16 protein-coding genes are annotated in these 18,282 nt (G+C 73.9%); 10 read left to right on the top strand and 6 right to left on the bottom strand.

The window, feature by feature from the left end; genetic code table 11:
- The first annotated feature begins 282 nt into the window (after positions 1–282).
- Complete coding sequence (locus LRS74_RS21885; RefSeq protein ID WP_277744870.1) at positions 283–1,869, top strand: beta-N-acetylhexosaminidase; 1,587 nt, start codon at positions 283–285, stop codon at positions 1,867–1,869.
- A 205-nt stretch (positions 1,870–2,074) separates the two neighbouring features.
- Here LRS74_RS21885 and LRS74_RS21890 read toward each other — a convergent pair whose 3' ends face one another.
- The 4 genes from LRS74_RS21890 to LRS74_RS21905 form a co-directional block, all read right to left on the bottom strand.
- On the bottom strand, positions 2,075–3,235 hold the full coding sequence (locus LRS74_RS21890) for an acyl-CoA dehydrogenase family protein (protein WP_277742593.1): 1,161 nt from the start codon (positions 3,233–3,235) through the stop codon (positions 2,075–2,077).
- A 3-nt stretch (positions 3,236–3,238) separates the two neighbouring features.
- Positions 3,239–4,183, bottom strand: coding sequence for a hydroxymethylglutaryl-CoA lyase (locus LRS74_RS21895; RefSeq protein ID WP_277742594.1), 945 nt, complete (start codon positions 4,181–4,183; stop codon positions 3,239–3,241).
- Positions 4,183–6,354, bottom strand: a complete 2,172-nt coding sequence (locus LRS74_RS21900) for a biotin carboxylase N-terminal domain-containing protein (protein ID WP_277744871.1) — start codon at positions 6,352–6,354, stop codon at positions 4,183–4,185. The genes LRS74_RS21895 and LRS74_RS21900 overlap by 1 nt, the downstream gene beginning before the upstream one ends.
- Before the next feature lie 95 nt (positions 6,355–6,449).
- Positions 6,450–8,081, bottom strand: coding sequence for a carboxyl transferase domain-containing protein (locus LRS74_RS21905; RefSeq protein ID WP_277742595.1), 1,632 nt, complete (start codon positions 8,079–8,081; stop codon positions 6,450–6,452).
- A 240-nt stretch (positions 8,082–8,321) separates the two neighbouring features.
- On the opposite strand from LRS74_RS21905, the gene LRS74_RS21910 reads away from it, so the two are divergent.
- The 4 genes from LRS74_RS21910 (at position 8,322) to LRS74_RS21925 (ending at position 11,457) form a co-directional block, all read left to right on the top strand.
- Positions 8,322–8,957: a TetR/AcrR family transcriptional regulator gene (locus tag LRS74_RS21910; RefSeq protein ID WP_277742596.1), complete on the top strand. Its 636-nt coding sequence runs from the start codon at positions 8,322–8,324 to the stop codon at positions 8,955–8,957.
- Positions 8,958–9,054: 97 nt separating this feature from the next.
- Positions 9,055–10,212 carry an acyl-CoA dehydrogenase family protein gene (locus tag LRS74_RS21915; RefSeq protein ID WP_277742597.1) on the top strand — a complete coding sequence of 386 codons (1,158 nt, stop codon included), beginning with the start codon at positions 9,055–9,057 and terminating at the stop codon, positions 10,210–10,212.
- Between the two features lie 149 nt (positions 10,213–10,361).
- Positions 10,362–11,252, top strand: a complete 891-nt coding sequence (locus LRS74_RS21920; RefSeq protein WP_277742598.1) for an acyl-CoA thioesterase II — start codon at positions 10,362–10,364, stop codon at positions 11,250–11,252.
- A 67-nt stretch (positions 11,253–11,319) separates the two neighbouring features.
- Complete coding sequence (locus tag LRS74_RS21925; protein WP_277742599.1) at positions 11,320–11,457, top strand: hypothetical protein; 138 nt, start codon at positions 11,320–11,322, stop codon at positions 11,455–11,457.
- A gap of 200 nt (positions 11,458–11,657) precedes the next feature.
- On the opposite strand, the gene LRS74_RS21930 is transcribed toward LRS74_RS21925, so the two are convergent.
- Positions 11,658–12,494 (bottom strand): phosphatase, encoded by an 837-nt coding sequence (locus LRS74_RS21930; RefSeq protein WP_277742600.1) that lies wholly within the window; start codon positions 12,492–12,494, stop codon positions 11,658–11,660.
- A 151-nt stretch (positions 12,495–12,645) separates the two neighbouring features.
- Between LRS74_RS21930 and speB the strand changes: the two genes are divergently transcribed.
- From speB to LRS74_RS21945, 3 genes are all read left to right on the top strand, one after another.
- Positions 12,646–13,626 carry an agmatinase gene (gene speB, locus LRS74_RS21935; RefSeq protein WP_277742601.1) on the top strand — a complete coding sequence of 327 codons (981 nt, stop codon included), beginning with the start codon at positions 12,646–12,648 and terminating at the stop codon, positions 13,624–13,626.
- A 182-nt stretch (positions 13,627–13,808) separates the two neighbouring features.
- Positions 13,809–14,540, top strand: coding sequence for a helix-turn-helix transcriptional regulator (locus tag LRS74_RS21940; RefSeq protein ID WP_277744872.1), 732 nt, complete (start codon positions 13,809–13,811; stop codon positions 14,538–14,540).
- Positions 14,537–15,556: a threo-3-hydroxy-L-aspartate ammonia-lyase gene (locus LRS74_RS21945; protein WP_277742602.1), complete on the top strand. Its 1,020-nt coding sequence runs from the start codon at positions 14,537–14,539 to the stop codon at positions 15,554–15,556. Before LRS74_RS21940 ends, LRS74_RS21945 begins: the two co-directional genes overlap by 4 nt.
- A 46-nt stretch (positions 15,557–15,602) precedes the next feature.
- Here LRS74_RS21945 and map read toward each other — a convergent pair whose 3' ends face one another.
- The gene (gene map, locus LRS74_RS21950; protein ID WP_277742603.1) at positions 15,603–16,370 is read right to left on the bottom strand and encodes a type I methionyl aminopeptidase; all 768 of its coding nucleotides are present in this window, start codon (positions 16,368–16,370) and stop codon (positions 15,603–15,605) included.
- 95 nt (positions 16,371–16,465) lie between these two features.
- Here map and LRS74_RS21955 point away from each other — a divergent pair, with 95 nt between their 5' ends.
- Positions 16,466–16,753 (top strand): helix-turn-helix transcriptional regulator, encoded by a 288-nt coding sequence (locus tag LRS74_RS21955; protein ID WP_277742604.1) that lies wholly within the window; start codon positions 16,466–16,468, stop codon positions 16,751–16,753.
- A 283-nt stretch (positions 16,754–17,036) separates the two neighbouring features.
- Entirely contained in the window at positions 17,037–18,269 is a 1,233-nt protein-coding gene (locus LRS74_RS21960; protein ID WP_277742605.1) for an esterase-like activity of phytase family protein, read from the top strand.
- The last annotated feature ends 13 nt before the right edge of the window (positions 18,270–18,282 follow it).

The following is an 18,282-nucleotide window of genomic DNA, read 5'->3' on the forward strand; positions in this document are numbered from 1 at the left end:
GACCTCGACCGGCCGCGGGCCTCGCTCCACCCAGGGGGAACGGGCGCCGGGTCACCCCGCGCTTCCCGCCCGTTCGCACGCCGTTCCCCTCGGCCATGCTCCGCGCACGCTCCAGACCCGCAGGCTCTTCCCGTAGGCAGTTCGTTGAAGGGACCGCCCGTGAGACGACGCAGCGCCCGCAACCACGACAGAGCGACCCCGTCCCCCTTTCGGCCCCGCCGTCCGGCCCGATCCACCCGGCCACGCTCCCGGGCGCTGTGCGCCCTGCTGCTGGCGATCACCGTGATCGGGGCGTCGGCCGGCGCCTGCGCCTCCCCGAGCGCCCCGGCCGCCGTGGACCCGGCCGCCGCACGGGCCGGTCAGGGTCCGGGGAAGGAGGAGGCCGCCGTGGACCCGCTGAGCAGGGTGGTGCCCGCCCCCGCCACGGTGCGGACCGGCGGCGAGCCGTACGTCATCGGCTCGCGCGACCGGATCGGGGTGCCGGCCGGCGACCCGGCCGCCCGGCGGGTCGGCGACTACCTCGCCGAGCTGCTGCGCCCGGCCACCGGCTTCGAGCTGCCGGTCACCACGCGGAGCGGGGACGCCGGCGTACGGCTGCGCATCGCCCAGGTGCGCGGGGTGGGCCCCGAGGGCTACCGGCTGGAGACCGGCGGCGGCGCGGTCACCATCAGCGCGCCCGAACCCGCAGGGCTCTTCCACGGGGTGCAGACGCTGCGGCAGCTGCTGCCCGCGGCCGTGGAGCGGCGCACGCCGCAGCCCGGCCCCTGGCTCGTGCCCGGCGTGACGATCACGGACAGCCCCCGCTACGCCTATCGCGGGGCCATGCTGGACGTGGCCCGGCACTTCTTCACCGTCCAGCAGGTCAAGCGCTACATCGACCAGCTCGCCCTCTACAAGATCAACAAGCTGCATCTGCACCTCTCCGACGACCAGGGTTGGCGGATCGCCGTCGACTCCTGGCCTCGGTTGGCGAGCTACGGCGGATCCACCCAGGTCGGCGGCGGGCCCGGCGGCTTCTACACGAAGGACGACTACCGCGAGATCGTCCGGTACGCGGCGAGCCGCCACCTCACCGTCGTGCCCGAGATCGACATGCCCGGGCACACCAACGCCGCCCTGGCCTCGTATGCCGAGCTCAACTGCGACGGCGTCGCGCCGCCCCTCTATACCGGCACCGAGGTCGGCTTCAGCTCGCTGTGTGTACCCAAGGAGGTCACCTACCGCTTCGTGCGGGACGTGCTGCGCGAGCTCGCCGAGCTGACCCCGGGCCCCTATCTGCACATCGGCGGCGACGAGGCGCACTCCACCAGCCACGCGGACTATGTGACCTTCATGGACCGGGTGCAGCCGCTGGTGGCCGAGCGGGGCAAGACGGTGGTCGGCTGGCACCAGCTGACCGGCGCCCGCCCGGCCCCGGGCGCCGTGGCCCAGTACTGGGGCCTGGACGGAAAGGAGAAGGAGGTCGCGGACGCGGCCCGCGCCGGGACGAAGATCATTCTGTCCCCGGCCAACCGCGCCTACCTCGACATGAAGTACACCAAGGACACCCCGCTCGGACTGGACTGGGCCGGATACGTCGAGGTGCGCCAGTCCTACGACTGGGATCCCGGGCGCTACCTCCAGGACGTCCCGCCCTCCGCCGTGCTCGGCGTCGAGGCGCCCCTGTGGTCGGAGACCATCTCCACCAGCGACCACATCGAGTACCTCGCCTTCCCCCGGCTGCCGGGCATCGCCGAGCTGGGCTGGTCCCCGCCCTCCCGGCACGACTGGTCCTCCTACCGGGTCCGGCTGGCGGCCCAGGGGCCGCGCTGGGACGCGATGGGCGTCGATTTCTACCGGTCGCCGCAGGTTCCGTGGCCCTCTGAGTGAGCCCTCGGCCCTCGCGGGCGGCGGTCTGGGTGGCGCGCGTCGGCTGTGGGGTGCTGCCCGCGCCACCCCCGGCCGGCTGTGCTCGGTTCGGCACCGCCGGGCCCCGCCGCCTCGGTTCTCGCCGTCGCGGCGGGATGAAAGACGTTTCCCCGTCTGCTCTGGGGCCGTCGCGGCGGGATGAACCCGGGCTTCCCGCCGCCAGGCGTCAGCTGGTCAGCCCCAGTTCGCGGGCGATGAGCATGCGCTGGACCTCGCTGGTGCCCTCGCCGATCTCGAGGATCTTGGAGTCACGCCACATCCGGGCCACCGGGTACTCGTTCATGAAGCCGTAGCCGCCGTGGATCTGCGTGGCCTCACGTGCGTTGTCGACGGCGACCGTGGAGGAGTGGAGCTTGGCGAGGGCCGCCTCCTTCTTGAAGGGCTCGCCGTTGACCAGACGGGAGGCGGCGTCGCGCCAGGCGAGACGGGCCGTGTGGGCGCGCATCTCCATGTCGGCGAGCTTGAACTGGATGGCCTGGTTGGCTCCGATGGGGCGGCCGAAGGCGTGGCGCTCCTTGGCGTAGGCCACCGACTCGTCGACGCAGCCCTGGGCGAGGCCGGTGGCGAGCGCGGCGATGGCCACCCGGCCCTCGTCGAGGATGCGCAGGAACTGGGCGTACCCGCGGCCCTCCTCGCCGAGCAGATTGGCGACCGGCACCCGGCAGTCGGCGAAGGAGAGCTCGCGGGTGTCCGAGGCGTTCCAACCGACCTTGGAGTAGGGGGCGGCCACGGTGAAGCCGGGGGTGCCCGAGGGGACGATGATGGTCGAGATCAGCGGCGAGCCGTCGTCCTTGCGGCCGGTGACCGCGGTGACGGTGACCAGGCCGGTGATGTCGGTGCCGGAGTTGGTGATGAAGCACTTGGTGCCGTTGATCACCCATTCGTCGCCGTCGCGCACCGCCGTGGTGCGGGTGCCGCCGGCGTCCGAGCCGCAGTCGGGCTCGGTCAGCCCGAAGGCGCCGAGGACCTCGCCGGAGCACATCCGGGGCAGCCACTCCCGCTTCTGCTCCTCGGTGCCGAAGCGGAAGATCGGCATCGCGCCGAGCGAGACGGCGGCCTCCAGGGTGATGGCCACCGAGGAGTCGACCCGCGCCAGCTCCTCCAGGGCGATGCCCAGGGCGAGGTAGTCGCCGCCCATGCCGCCGTACTCCTCGGGGAACGGCAGGCCGAACAGGCCCATGCGGCCCATCTCGCGGACGATCTCGTAGGGGAACTCATGCCGTTCGTAGAGATCGCCGATCTTGGGGGCGACGACGTCGCGCGCGAACTCCTCCACGGTGCGGCGGAGCTCCTCGTGTTCGGCGGAGAGCCGGTGGTCGAGCGACATGGTTCAGTTCTCCTTCTGGGAGAGTGCGCGTACGGTGCGGGACGGGCTGGGTCGGCCCAGATGCCCGGCCATCCACACGCTTGTGGCGGTGAGTCGGCCGAGGTCGACCCCGGTCTCGATGCCGAGGCCGTGGAGCATCCACACCAGGTCCTCGGTGGCGAGGTTGCCGGTGGCGCTCTTGGCGTAGGGGCAGCCGCCGAGACCGCCGGCGGAGGCGTCGACGGTTGTCACGCCGTGCTCCAGCGCGGCGAGGGTGTTGGCGAGGGCCTGCCCGTAGGTGTCGTGGAAGTGCACGGCGAGCCGGTCGGTGGGCACGCCGACCTCGTTGAGGCGGGCGAGCAGCTCCCGGACGTGGCCGGGGGTGGCCACGCCGATGGTGTCGCCCAGGCTCAGCTCGTCGCACCCCAGCTCCATCAGGCGGGCCGCGACCGAGACCACCTGGGGGACGGGGACCGGCCCCTCCCAGGGGTCGCCGAAGCACATCGACAGATAGCCGCGCACATGCATCGTCGCCTCGCGGGCGCGGGCGACGACCGGCTGGAACATCGCCAGCGACTCGTCGACCGTGCGGTTGAGGTTCCGCCGGGCGAAGGTCTCGGTGGCGCTGCCGAAGACCGCGATCCGTCGGACACCCAGCTCCACCGCGCGGTCCAGGCCGCGCTGGTTGGGCACCAGCACCGGAAGCTCGGCGTCCACCCCGTCCAGCAGCGGGATCAGCCGCGCGGCGTCGGCCAGCTGGGGCACCCATTCGGGGTGCACGAAGCTGGTCGCCTCGACGGTGGTCAGCCCGGCGTCGGCGAGCCGCCGGATGAACTCGGCCTTCACCTCGACCGGGACGATCGCCTTCTCGTTCTGCAGGCCGTCGCGCGGACCCACCTCGTGGATGCGCACCCGGGCGGGCAGCTCGGCGGCGGGCACGGCCATGGGCAGTCCTGGGGGCAGGGCCATCACGCACGCTCCTCGCTCGCCGGGGCGGTGTCCTGGGTGTCGTGCGGGGTGACCACGGCCAGCACCTGGTCCATGGCGACCGTGCTGCCCGCCGTCACGTCGAGCTCGGTGACGACGCCGTCGTGCGGCGCGGAGATGACGTGCTCCATCTTCATCGCCTCCACGACCAGCAGGCCCTGACCGGCGGTGACCTCGTCGCCCACGGCGGCCTTCACCACCGTGACCGTGCCCGGCATCGGCGCGGTCAGCGCGCCCGCGTGGGCGGCCGCGGAGCCGCCGCGCAGCGCGGCCTCCACGGGGTCGTGGTCCTGGACGTGCCAGGCGTCGCCGTCCCGCCCCAGCCAGCGTCCCTCCGGGCCGGGCGCGGCGGTGAAGGTGTGGGTGAGCCCCGCCCACTCCATGGTGACGCGGTCCATGGCGGTGGTGCCGCCGACGAGGCGGGCGCGGACGGGTGGGACGACCGCCTCCGGGGACGGGGTGGCTCCCTCGTGCGCCGGGCCCGGCCGGTCGACGAGGAGCTCCGCGTCCCGGACCGAGCCGCGCACCCGGACGGTCACCGGCTCATGACCGGGGACGCGCAGGTGGTGGAGGGTCCAGGCGGGGGTGCCGCCCAGCCGCCAGCCGGTGGCCGTGGAGAACGGGTCCACCCAGCCGGAGCCGCCGGCGCCCGGCGCGTCGACGCGGCCGCCGCCCGACCCCTCGCCGGGGGAGCCCACGGAGGCGCCGCGCTCCAGGGCCGCCTGGCGGAGCAGGGCCGCGGTCGCGTAGACCTCGTCGGGGATGGCGTGCGGCACCAGGGTGGCGGCGTCCCGGTCGACCAGGCCGGTGTCGAGGTCGCCGGAGACGACGGCCGGGTGGGCGAGCAGCCGGCGCAGAAACCCGGTGTTGGTGTCGAGTCCGAGCACGGTGGTGTGCCCGAGGGCGGCCCGCAGCCGGCGCAGCGCGGTGGCCCGGTCCGGGCCGTGGGCGATCACCTTGGCCAGCATCGGGTCGTACAACGTGCCGACCTCGGTGCCGGCGGTCAGGCCCGAGTCGACGCGCACGCCCTCGCCCTCGGGGTCGCGCAGCACGCGCACGGTGCCGGCGGAGGGCAGGAAGTCCACCCGGTCACCGGATGCCCTCGCGGTCTCGGCGCAGATCCGCGCCTCCACGGCGTGGCCGGTCAGGGTGATGTCTCCCTGGGCGAAGGGCAGCCGCTCGCCGGCGGCCACGCGCACCTGCCACTCCACCAGGTCCAGGCCGGTGATGAGCTCGGTGACCGGGTGCTCGACCTGGAGGCGGGTGTTCATCTCCATGAAGTAGTAGGCCGACGGGTCGTTGCCCGGCACGATGAACTCCACCGTGCCCGCGCCGGTGTAGCCGCAGGAGCGGGCCGCCTGGGCCGCGGCCTCGCCCATCGCCGCGCGGGTGGCCTCGTCCAGCAGGGGGCTGGGCGCCTCCTCGATGATCTTCTGGTGGCGGCGCTGGAGGGAGCACTCGCGCTCGCCGAGGTGCACCACGTTCCCGTGGCCGTCGGCGAGGACCTGGATCTCGATGTGGCGCGGGCGGTCGATCCAGCGCTCCACCAGCAGGGTGTCGTCGCCGAAGGAGCCGCGCGCCTCGCGCCGGGCGGCGGCGATCTCGTCCGCGAGCAGCGCCTCCTCGCGCACCAGCCGCATGCCCTTGCCGCCGCCGCCCGCCGAGGGCTTCAGCAGCACCGGCATGCCGATCTCGCGGGCGGCCTCCGCCAACTGGGCGTCGGTCAGCCCGCTGCCCGAGGAGCCGGGCACCACCGGGACCCCGGCGGCCCGCACGGTCTCCTTGGCCCGGATCTTGTCGCCCATCAGCTCGATCGCGCCGGCCGGCGGCCCGATGAAGGCGAGTCCGGCATCCGCGCAGGCCCGCGCGAAGGCCGCGTTCTCGGCGAGGAAGCCGTAGCCCGGGTGGACGGCCTGCGCCCCGGTGCGCCGCGCCGCCTCCAGCAGCCGCTCGACGGAGAGGTAGCTCTCCGCGGCGGGCGCGGGGCCGATGCGGACGGCGGTGTCCGCCTCCCGCACATGCCGGGCGTCCGCGTCGGCGTCGCTGAAGACGGCGACCGAGCGGATGCCCAGCTCCCGCAGGGTGCGGATCACGCGGACCGCGATCTCGCCCCGGTTGGCCACCAGGACGCTCTCCAGCGCCGCCGCCTTCATGGAAGCCCCTCCCTGGAGGTCCGCGGAGTCCGTCCGCGCCGCCGCGTCGTCGCGCGCGGCCGAGCCTGTCTGCACCATCGTCCGCATCTCCCTCATCACATCCGGAAGACGCCGAAGCCGGGCGCCGTGTCGTCCTGCCGCGGAAGCGGCGCGTTTCCGCAGGCGGTGAGGGCCAGGCCCAGCACCTGGCGCGTCTCCATCGGGTCGATGACCCCGTCGTCCCACAGCCGAGCCGTCGCGTAGTACGCGTTTCCCTGGGTCTCGTACTGCTCGCGGATCGGCGCCTTGAAGGTGTCCTCCTCCTCGGCGCTCCACTCCTCGCCGCGCGCCTCCAACTGGTCGCGCTTGACGGTGGCGAGCACGGAGGCGGCCTGTTCGCCGCCCATCACCGAGATCTTCGCGTTGGGCCACATCCACAGGAAGCGGGGGCTGTAGGCCCGGCCGCACATGGAGTAGTTGCCCGCGCCGTAGGAGCCGCCGATGACGACGGTCAGCTTGGGGACCCGGGTGCAGGCCACCGCGGTGACCATCTTGGCGCCGTGCTTGGCGATGCCGCCCGCCTCGTAGTCCCGGCCGACCATGAAGCCGGAGATGTTCTGGAGGAAGAGCAGCGGGATGCCGCGCTGGTCGCACAGCTCGATGAAGTGGGCGCCCTTCTGGGCGGACTCGGAGAACAGGATGCCGTTGTTGGCGACGATGCCGACCGGGTGGCCGTGGATGTGGGCGAAGCCGGTCACCAGCGTCGTGCCGAACTCGGCCTTGAACTCGGCGAAGCGGGAGCCGTCGACGATCCGGGCGATGACCTCGCGGACGTCGTAGGGGGTGCGCGAGTCGGTGGGCACCGCCCCGTACAGCCCCGCGGGGTCGACCTTGGGCTCCTCCACCGTCCGCACCGTCCACGGCAGCGGGGAGCGCTCGCCGAGGGTGGAGACGATGGTGCGCACGATCCGCAGCGCGTGCGCGTCGTCCTCGGCGAGGTGGTCGGTGACGCCGGAGACCCTGGAGTGCACCTCGCCGCCGCCCAGCTCCTCGGCGGTGACCACCTCGCCGGTGGCGGCCTTCACCAGCGGCGGACCGCCGAGGAAGATCGTGCCCTGGTCCCGCACGATCACCGCCTCGTCGCTCATCGCCGGGACGTAGGCGCCGCCCGCGGTGCAGGAGCCGAGGACGGCGGCGATCTGCGGGATGCCGGCCCCCGACATCCGGGCCTGGTTGTAGAAGATCCGCCCGAAGTGCTCGCGGTCGGGGAACACCTCGTCCTGCATGGGGAGGAAGGCGCCGCCGGAGTCGACGAGGTAGAGGCAGGGGAGCCGGTTCTCCAGGGCGATCTCCTGCGCCCGGAGGTGCTTCTTGACCGTCATCGGGTAGTACGTGCCGCCCTTGACCGTGGCGTCGTTGGCGACGATGACCGCCTCGCGGCCGGAGACCCGGCCGATGCCCGCGATGACGCCGGCGGCCGGGGCCGCGCCCCCGTACATCCCGTCCGCCGCCAGCGGGGCGAGCTCCAGGAAGGGCGAGCCCGGGTCCAGCAGCGCGTCCACCCGGTCGCGCGGCAGCAGCTTGCCGCGCGCGGTGTGCCGCGCCCGGGCCTTCTCGCCGCCGCCGAGTCCGGCCGCCGCGAGCTTCTCGCGCAGCCGGTCCACCAGCTCGCGGTGCGCGGCCTCGTTGGCCCGCCAGGCGTCGGACGCCGGGTCGGCGCCGCTCCTGAGCACCGGTGCCTGCTCCATGGGTACGAGCCCCCTTGCTCGATCCTGCCGATCCGCCGCCCGGCGCCGCGCCTGGTGGGCGCCGACCCCGGTCCGGTCGATCCGTCGTTGAGCGCTCTGTCGTCGAGCGACCCGTCCCTGAGCGATCCGCCGGGGAACGGTCCGTCGATGAGCGATCTGGTACTGAGCGATCTGTTAATGAGCGTTAACCTGTTGCCATCAGGTTAACGACCACTAACGCCGCTGTCTAGAATCAATTTCATGAGCACGCATGCCCCCGCCCCGACCCGACGCGAGCAGATCCTCAGGGAGGCGGCCCGGCTCTTCGCCGAGCGCGGTTTCCACGGCGTGGGTGTGGACGAGATAGGTGCGGCGGTGGGCATCAGCGGCCCCGGTCTCTACCGCCACTTCGCGGGCAAGGACGCGATGCTCGCCGAGCTGCTGGTCGGGATCAGCGGCCGGCTGCTGACCGGCGGCAAGCGGCGCGCCGCGGAGGCGACGGCCGCCGGCGACGGTCCGGCGGCCGTGCTGGACTCGCTGATCGAGGGGCACATCGACTTCGCGCTGGACGACCGCCCGCTGATCACGCTGCACGACCGCGAGCTGGACCGGCTGCGGGACAGTGACCGCAAGCTGGTGCGCCAGCTCCAGCGGCAGTACGTCGAGCTGTGGGTCGAGGTCGTGCGCCAGGTCTATCCGGCGCTGGCCGAGGCCGAGGCGCGCGCCGCCGTGCACGCCGTCTTCGGGCTGCTCAACTCCACACCGCACCTGGGGCGCCCCGGCGCCCTCCCCGGTCGCGGCGCCACCGCGGACCTGCTGCACCGGCTGGCGCTGGGCGCCTTCGCGGCCGCGGCGGGCGTCGGGCCCGGGGCGGACGGATCTGGACAGCGCTACTGACCGCCCGGTAACTTTCGGTGGCGTAACTGAGCAAGCGCTTAGAGGCGTGCTGGGGCCGGCCCAGCCGGGGAGGCTGTTCCAGCCGAGGAGGCTGTTGATGCGTCGGACGGTGTTCAACGAGGACCACGAGGCGTTCCGCGAGACCATACGTGAGTTCATCGCCGCCGAGGTCGTGCCCCGGTACGACCAGTGGCGGGAGGCCGGCCAGGTGCCCCGCGACTTCTACAAGAAGCTGGGTGAGCTGGGCGTCTTCGGCATCGAGGTGCCCGAGGAGTACGGCGGCGCAGGCCAGACCAGCTTCAAGTTCCACGCGGTGATCGCCGAGGAGGTCGCGCGGGCCGGCGTGACCTTCGGCGGCAGCGGGGTGCACACCGCGCTCTGCCTGCCGTACCTGCTCGCCTACGCCACCGAGGAGCAGAAGCGGCGCTGGCTGCCGCCGTTCGTCTCCGGCGACATGATGACGGCGATCGCCATGACCGAGCCCGGCACCGGCTCCGACCTGGCGGGCATGCGCACCACCGCCAAGCTCTCCGCGGACGGCCGCCACTACGTCCTCAACGGCGCCAAGACCTTCATCACCGGCGGCGTCCACGCCGACCGCGTCCTGGTCTGCGCCCGCACCGCCCCTCCCACCCCCGAGGACCGGCGCGGCGGCATCTCCATCCTGGTCGTCGACACCACCAGCGAGGGGTACGCCGTCGGCCGCAAGCTGGAGAAGCTGGGCCTGCACACCTCCGACACCGCCGAACTGTCCTTCACCGACGTGCGGGTGCCGGTCGAGGACCTGCTGGGCGAGGAGGGCCGGGCGTTCGAGTACCTCACCCACAACCTGCCGCAGGAGCGGCTCGGCATCGCCTTCGGCGCGTACGCCCAGGCCGCCGCGGCCGTGGAGTTCGCCAAGGAGTACGTGCGCGACCGCACCGTCTTCGGGCAGCCCGTGGCGTCCTTCCAGAACACCAAGTTCGTGCTGGCCGACTGCAAGGCCGAGGTGGACGCGATGCAGGCGGTCGTCGACCGGGCGCTGGACGCCCACGACGCCGGGGAGCTGACCGCCGCCGACGCCGCCTCGGCGAAGCTGTTCACCACCGAACGCGCCGCCGCCGTCATCGACAAGTGCCTCCAACTGCACGGCGGCTACGGCTACATGATGGAGTACCCCATCGCCCGGCTCTACGCGGACACCCGCGTCAGCCGCATCTACGGCGGAACCAGCGAGGTCATGCGCTCCATCATCGCCAAGTCCATGGGCCTGTGACGGGCCCACCACGCCCGACGAACGACGCACCGGTCCCACCCACCACGCCTGACCTGCCCGCCCCGCCCGCCGGAGCCGACGCGCTCCACGGGCACGCCGCGGGCGCTCCCCAGGCACTCCGACGCACTCCGGATGAACGAAGCGCCCAGATGAACGAAGCACTCCAGGATCTGCTCGACCTGCTCGACCTGGAACAGGTCGAGCGGGACATCTTCCGCGGCACCAGCCGCCCCTCCCTGGTGGAGCGGGTCTTCGGCGGCCAGGTCGCGGCCCAAGCGCTGGTCGCCGCGGGCCGCACCGTCCCCGAGGACCGCACGCCGCACTCGCTGCACTCGTACTTCCTGCGCCCCGGCGACCCCGGCGCGCCGATCGTCTACACGGTCGACCGCATCCGCGACGGCTACTCCTTCACCACCCGCCGGGTGGTGGCCGTGCAGCACGGCAAGGCGATCTTCCACCTCTCGGCCTCCTTCCAGCGCGCCGAGGAGGGGCTGGAGCACCAGGAGCCGATGCCGGCCGCCCCGGACCCGCTGACGCTGCCCACCGCCGAGGAACTGCTGCCGCGGTACGCGCACCTCTTCGGCGACCCGGTGGTCAGCCGGCGCATGCTGGAGGCGCGGGCCGCCGTCGACGTGCGCTACGTGGACGCCCCGCCGTACGGCACCATCGGCGAACCGCGCGAGCCGAGGTCGCAGGTGTGGTTCCGCACCAACGGCAAACTGGACGGCGAACAGGACCGTCCACTGCTGCACATCTGTCTGGCCACCTATGTCTCGGACATGACCCTGCTGGACTCGGTGCTGCTCGCGCACGGTCGCGGCGGCTGGGCCGTCGGCGACGTGGTCGGCGCCAGCCTGGACCACGCCATGTGGTTCCACCGCCCCTTCCGCGCGGACGAGTGGCTCCTCTACGACCAGGAGAGCCCGACCACGGCGGGCGGGCGGGGACTGGCCAAGGGCCGCATCTTCACCGCGGACGGCCAGCTCGCCGTGTCGGTGATCCAAGAGGGGCTGGTGCGGGTCCCGCGCGGGCGGGACTGAACCGGGGTCCGGCGGCGTGGTGGCCCGGTGGCCCGGTGGCCCGGCGGCCCGGTGGACTGGCGGCGGGATGACCCGGCGGCCGGGCGCCGCGGTGGCCTGCGGCGCGGTGATCTGGCAGCTCGGCGGGCCCGGCGCCACGGTGGACCGCGGCCCGGTGGTCTGGCGGCGCGGTGGTCTGGCGGCCGGACCCGCCCCGAGGCCGTAGGGCTGGAGAGCGGGACCGCCGGGTGGCCGGCCGGAGCCATGGGGCGGCCGCGCCCTGCGCCGCGGTGGGATGGCGGGGCGCGCCGTGGGGCAGCGGGTGGTGCCGGCGCGCGGTCGCGCTCGGGCACCGGAGATCGCATGGGCCGGTGCCCGCCCCGCGGGGCGCTGGCGCGGCCCTCGGTCCGTAGGCGTCAGTAGGTGTCAGTAGGCCGGGGAGAGGCCCGCGGCGTCCAGCAGATAGGCGGTCATCGGGTCGTAGAAGCGCGGGTTGACGACGTGGTCGTCGAGCGGGACCACCACGGCCAGGGTGCCCTCCGCCTCGCCGATGAACAGCGCCGGGTCGTTGCAGTCCGCGTACCCGACCGCGTCGATGCCGCGCTGCCCCGCGCACCCCGCCCAACCGTGGTCGGCCACCACCAGGTCCGGCAGCGGCCGCCCCTCGCGCGCCAGCCCGTCCAGGATCGCCGCCATGGGTGCGGGGGAGTGGGTGTGCCACAGCGTCGCGCCCCGCTCCAGCACCGCGACGTCGGCGAACTGGAAGACGAACCCCTCGTCGGCCTGGAGCCCGCCGGGGATCTCCATGATCTCGCAGCCCGCGGCCCGCAGCGCGGCGGCGGTCGCGCGGTGCACGTCCAGCAGTCCGCCCGGGTGACCGGTGGCGAACAGCACCCGCTCGCCCGCCTCGGCCGCCTTGCGCAGCACCGCCGCCATCCGGTCCAGGGCGCCGACGGTCAGCTCCGGGTCGATGGTGTCCTGGCCCACCCGGTGCTCCGGGTCGTCGATCACCCCGCACCGCTCCGCCATGACCGCGAGGACGTCCTGCTCGTCCGTCCAGCGGTCGCCCAGCTCCAGACCCAGCCAGTAGTGGCGGTCGCCGTTGGCGAGGCTGCGGTAGTGGGACAGGTTGTTGCCGCGCGGAGTGGCGACGTTGCCGGCGACGCGGGTGGCCACCAGGTGGTCGATCAGTTCGGCGCGGCTGGGCACGGAGCTGGCTATTCGGGGGTACGGGGGTCGTCCCCCGGAAGAAGGCAGCGGCATGCCGCCTATTGTCCTCCTTGGAGCTTGCACATGGACGTGGTGTCCAAATAGCCGGGCTTGGCCCTCGGGAACGTACATGTGCGGAATCCGCGGCGCTGCCTACTCTCGAATCACAGCCCCCGAAACCCCACCGCCGAGAGGCAGTAGTCGCATGTCCACCACCGCTCGCCAGCCCGGCCCCGTCGGCCCGGTCGACTCCTCTCGCATTCCGCGCTACGCGGGGCCCGCGACCTTCGCCCGGCTGCCGCGCATCGACGAGGTCGGCGGCACCGCCGACGTCGCCGTGGTCGGCGTGCCGTTCGACACCGGCGTCTCCTACCGGCCCGGCGCCCGCTTCGGCGGCAACGCCATCCGTGAGGCGTCGCGCCTGCTGCGCCCCTACAACCCGGCCCAGGACGCGTCCCCCTTCGCGCTGGCGCAGGTCGCCGACGCCGGTGACATCGCCGCGAACCCGTTCAACATCAACGAGGCCGTGGAGACCATCGAGGGCGCCACCGACGAGCTGCTGTCGTCCGGTGCCCGACTGATGACGCTGGGCGGCGACCACACCATCGCGCTGCCGATCCTGCGTTCCGTGGCCCGTAAGCACGGTCCGGTCGCGCTGCTGCACTTCGACGCGCACCTGGACACCTGGGACACCTACTTCGGCGCCGAGTACACCCACGGCACCCCGTTCCGGCGCGCGGTCGAGGAGGGCATCCTCGACACCTCCGCGCTCTCCCACGTCGGCACCCGCGGCCCGCTCTACGGCAAGCAGGACCTGGACGACGACGAGAAGATGGGCTTCGGCATCGTCACCTCGGCCGACGTGATGCGGCGCGGCGTGGACGAGGTGGCCGACCAGCTGCGGCAGCGCATCGGCGACCGGCCGCTGTACATCTCCATCGACATCGACGTGCTCGACCCGGCGCACGCGCCCGGCACCGGCACCCCGGAGGCGGGCGGTCTGACCTCCCGCGAGCTGCTGGAGATCCTGCGCGGCCTGTCCTCCTGCAACCTGGTCTCGGCCGACGTGGTCGAGGTCGCCCCGGCGTACGACCACGCCGAGATCACCTCCGTCGCCGCGTCCCACACGGCGTACGAGCTGACCACGATCATGTCGCGGCAGATCGCCGCCGCGCGGGAGGCGTGACGCCCCGCGCGGTGCGCTGACAGCGCGGCGCGCCGAGTGAGGAGGCGCGCTGACAGGAGGCGCGGCGGTGGCCCTTTTGGGTCACCGCCGCGCCTCGCGCCTTTTCCGGTCCCCGGTCACCCGGTTCGGCCGGACTCTTGGACGGACCGTCTGATCTCTGTACAGTTGATCCAGTGAGCACCGTGGGAGCATCAGTGAACGCGGAGGCGGACGCCGTCATCGCGGCGCTGCGACCGGTCGCGGAGGGGCTCGCCGCCACCTTCGGCCGGTCCTGCGAGGTCGTGGTGCACGACTTCCGCACGCCGGAGAACTCGGTGGTCGTCATCGCGGGCGACCTCACGGGGCGCGCTGTCGGCGGCTCCATGAGCGCCATCGGGATGGACCTGCTGCGGCAGGGCGACGCGGCCCCCGACCGGCTCAACTACGTCACCAGGACCCCGGCCGGCCGGATGCTGAAGTCCTCCACGGTCGTGCTGCGCACCAGCGACGGCACGGCCTTCGGGGCCTTCTGCGTCAACCTCGACATCACCGCGCTGACCCAGGTCCACGAGCTGGTCGGCGACCTGGTGGGCGTGGTTCCCGGCGCGGCGGGGCAGCGGGCCACGGGGGTCGCCGCCGTGGTGCCGACGACCACTTTCAGCAACGAGGTGGACGACGTCGTCGACGCCGCGGTGGACGGTCTCCAGCTCGCGCACGGCAAGCAGTGGGCCCAGCTGGACCGGGCCGAGCGGGCGGAGCTGTTCGCCCGGCTGGACGCGACGGGCGTCTTCGCGGTGCGCCGGGCGGTGCCCCGGGTGGCCGCCCGACTGGGCATCTCACGGGCCTCGGCCTACGCGTACCTGTCCGACGCGCGGAAGCGCGCGGCGGACAGGGGGCGCGCTCCAGGGACTTCAGCGAAAGGCGGTTCCGCATGACGCCCATTCAGCCGGCCACGCCGTCGGGGGCCCGGTCGGCCACGGGGGAGCGCGCCGCGCCGGTCACGCTCGACGACGTCCGCGCGGCCGCGGCCAGGATCGCGGGGGTCGCGCACCGCACCCCGGTGCTGACGTCCCGGACGCTGAACCGGCGGGTCGGCGCGCAGGTGTTCCTCAAGTGTGAGAACTTCCAGCGGGTCGGGGCGTTCAAGTTCCGAGGCGCCTACAACACGATCGCCCAGCTGTCCGCGGAGCGGCTCCGGCGCGGCGTCGCCGCCTACTCATCCGGTAACCACGCGCAGGCGGTGGCCCTGGCCGCCCGGCTCCTCGGCGCCCCCGCCGTGATCCTGATGCCCGAGGACGCGCCGGAGTCCAAGCGCGCCGCGACCCTCGGCTACGGCGCGGAGGTGGTGACGTACGACCGCTACACCGGCGACCGGGAGGCGATCGGCCGCAAGCTGGCGGAGGACCGCGGGCTCACACTGGTCCCGCCGTACGAGCATCCGCAGATCATCGCCGGCCAGGGCACGGTGGGCCTGGAGCTGCTCGAGGAGGTCGGCTCCCTGAACGCACTGGTGGCCCCGGTCGGCGGGGGTGGCCTGATGGCGGGCTGCGCCACCGCCGTACGGGGCATCGACCCCGCCGTCCGCACGATCGGTGTGGAACCGGAGGCGGGCGACGACTACAAGCGCTCGCTGGAGGCTGGGCACCGGGTGCGCGTTCCGGTGCCGCACACCATCGCCGACGGCCAGGCCCTGGAGACCCCGGGCGAGCTGACCTTCTCCATCAACCGGCGGCTGCTGGACGAGGTGGTGCTCGTGAGCGACGACGAGATCCGCGAGGCCATGGCCTTCGCCTTCACCCATCTGAAGATCGTCGTCGAGCCGAGCGGCGCCACGGGCCTCGCCGCCCTCCTCGCGGGGCGGGTCGCGTCGGTCCCCGAGCGGGTGGGGGTCGTGATCTCCGGCGGAAACGTGGATCCGGGGCGCTTCGCCTCGCTGGTCGGGGCGGGCTGACGAGACCCGGTGGCCGCCCGCGCGGGAGCGCGTGTGGGCGGCCGCCCTAGGGGAGCGTGAGGACGCGCGGGCCGTCGTCGGTGATGGCGACGGTGTGTTCGCTGTGGGCGGCGCGGCCGCGGTCGGCGGTGCGGAGGGTCCAGCCGTCGGGGTCGGTGAGGTAGGCGTCGGAGCCGCCGGCGAGGAACATGGGCTCGATCGCGATCACCATGCCGTGGCGGAGGGGGAGGCCCCGGCCCGGTCGGCCCTCGTTGGGGACCGGGGGGTCCTCGTGCATGCGTCGGCCGATCCCGTGGCCCCCGAAGTCGGCGGGGATGCCGTAACCGGCGGCGCGGCCCACGCTGCCGATGGCGTGTCCGATGTCCCCCATCCGGGCCCCGACCACGGCCGCCGCGATGCCGGCCTCCAGGGCACGCCGGGTGGTCTCGACGAGTCGCTGGTCGTCGGGGCGCGGGGTGCCGACCGTGAAGCTCACCGCCGCGTCGCCGGCCCAGCCGTCCAGCATCGCCCCGCAGTCCACGCTGAGCAGATCGCCGTCGCGCAGCCGGTAGCCGTCGGGGATGCCGTGCACGATCGCGTCGTTGACGGAGGCGCAGATCACGGCGGGGAAGGGGGTGGGGGCGAAGTGCGGCCGGTAGCCGAGGAACGGGGAGCTCGCCCCCGCCGCGCGGAGCACCTCGCGGGCCGTCTCGTCCAGCTCCCGCAGGGACACGCCGACGGCGGCCACCCCGCGCACCGCCTCCAGCGCCTTGGCCACCACCCGGCCGGCCTCGCGCATGGCCTCCAGCGCCGCGTCGGTCTTGATCTCCACCATGGCCAGCCGTCCCTTCGCTCATGGGAGACCCGATGTCGACGGGGGGTGCCGACGGGGTGGGTCCCAATTCTTATACCGGTATTAGTATCACGGTCATGGTGCGCACCCCTCTCACCGCCCTCGAACGCGAACGCGGCCGTTGTCTCGGCGCCCTGCTGCGGCAGGCGCGCGGCGAGCGCAGCATGGCCGAGGTCGCCGCGCGGGCGGGCATCTCCGCCGAGACCCTCCGGAAGATCGAAACCGGCCGGGCGCCGACCCCCGCCTTCTTCACCGTCGTGGCGCTGGCCTCCGCGCTGGGGCTGGGGTTGGACGATCTGTCGACGCGGTGTGCGGAGGCCGCCGACGAGGCCGCCGCCGCCGCGGAGGACAGCGCGGCCGCCTGACCGACGCCGCCCGTTTCCGAACCGTGCGCCGCGCGGCCATACGGTGTACGGGCGGTGCGGTCTAGAGTCTCCTGGCACCGGGGGCGCCAGCCCAAGCACTGGTGTGCCCGCGTGGGCGCCGGTGTGCCCCCGGGCGCCGGGGTGCCCTCAGGCACTCGCGTGCCTCAGGCACTCGCGTGCGCCGCGCCGGCGTCGCCCTCGGCGCCCGGCCGTGCCTGGTGCGGGCGCCGTCGGTGTCACCGCGCCGTCGGTGTCACCGGCCGAGCCGAACCAGGAGGACACTGTGCGAAGCCGCCGTACCCGCCGCACCCGTCACGCCCAGGCCCTCACCCGCACCCTGACGACCCTCGCGCGTCCGCGCGCCTCCCTCGCCGCCACCGCCGCGATGCTGGTCGCGGCCGCCTGCCTGGCCGCCCCCGACGGCGCAGCGCGGGCGCAGGGCCACGCGCCGCAGGCCCAGGCACAGGGCCGTACGTCGGAGTGGGCGCGGAGCCGTACGTCGGAGTGGGCGCAGGGCCACGCGTCGGAGTGGGGGCAGGGGCCCGGCCCCAGCCGGGCCTGCTCGCCTCGGGTCTCCATCGAGGGCTTCTCCGACGCCCTCGACAAGGGCGACCACGACGGCGTCTTCACGGGGAATCTCTCGGCGCTCGCCGTCGACCGGGACGGCACGCTGGCCGCGCTCTCCGACCGCTCCGTGCTGTTCGGCCTCACCCTGCGGGACGGCGTGCCGCGCACCACGGGCGCGGTCCGGCTCGCCGACGAGCAGGGGGCGGCGCTGGACGCGGAGGGCCTGGCCGTCGAGCGTTCCGGCGCCCGGCTGGTCGCCGCCGAGGGCGAGCCGGCCGTCCGCCGCTACGACCGCGACGGCACGCTGCGCGGCCGGCTGCCCGTGCCCGCGGCGCTGCGCGTCGCCCCGGCCGGGCGGGCCAGGTCCAACCAGACCTTCGAGGGGCTCACCCTCCGCCCCGGCGGCGCCACCCTGATCGCCGCCATGGAGGGGCAGCTGTCGGGTGACGGGGCCGACGCCGAGGGGCGGCCGCTGCTGCGGCTGCAGACCTGGCAGCGAGAGCGGTGGCACCGGGACGACTTCCGTCTCGGGGCGCAGTGGGGCTACCCCGTCGACGCGGGGCTCGGCGTCTCGGAGATCGCCGCCGCACCCGGCGGCCGGCTGCTCGTCCTGGAGCGCGGCTTCACGGCGGGGGTCGGCAACACCGTCCGGCTGTACCTCGCCGATCCGCGCCGCGCCGGCGACGTCGGCGGCGTCGAGAACCTGACCGCCTCCTCCGGAGCCCGTTTCGTCCGCAAGAGCCTCCTCGCCGACCTGGTCGACTGCCCCTCGCTCGGCGCCTCGGCCAAGCAGCCGCAGCCCAACCCGCTGCTCGACAACATCGAGGGGATGGCCGTCCTCGGGCCGGCGCGGGGCGGCCGGCTGCGGGTGCTGCTGGTCAGCGACGACAACGAGAGCGCCCGGCAGACGACGCGGTTCTACTCACTCACCGTCGCCGCCCGCCCCTGACCGGACCCGCCCC

Origin of the sequence: Streptomyces sp. LX-29 (genome assembly GCF_029541745.1) — a bacterium.
In the GTDB taxonomy this organism is placed as follows: domain Bacteria; phylum Actinomycetota; class Actinomycetes; order Streptomycetales; family Streptomycetaceae; genus Streptomyces.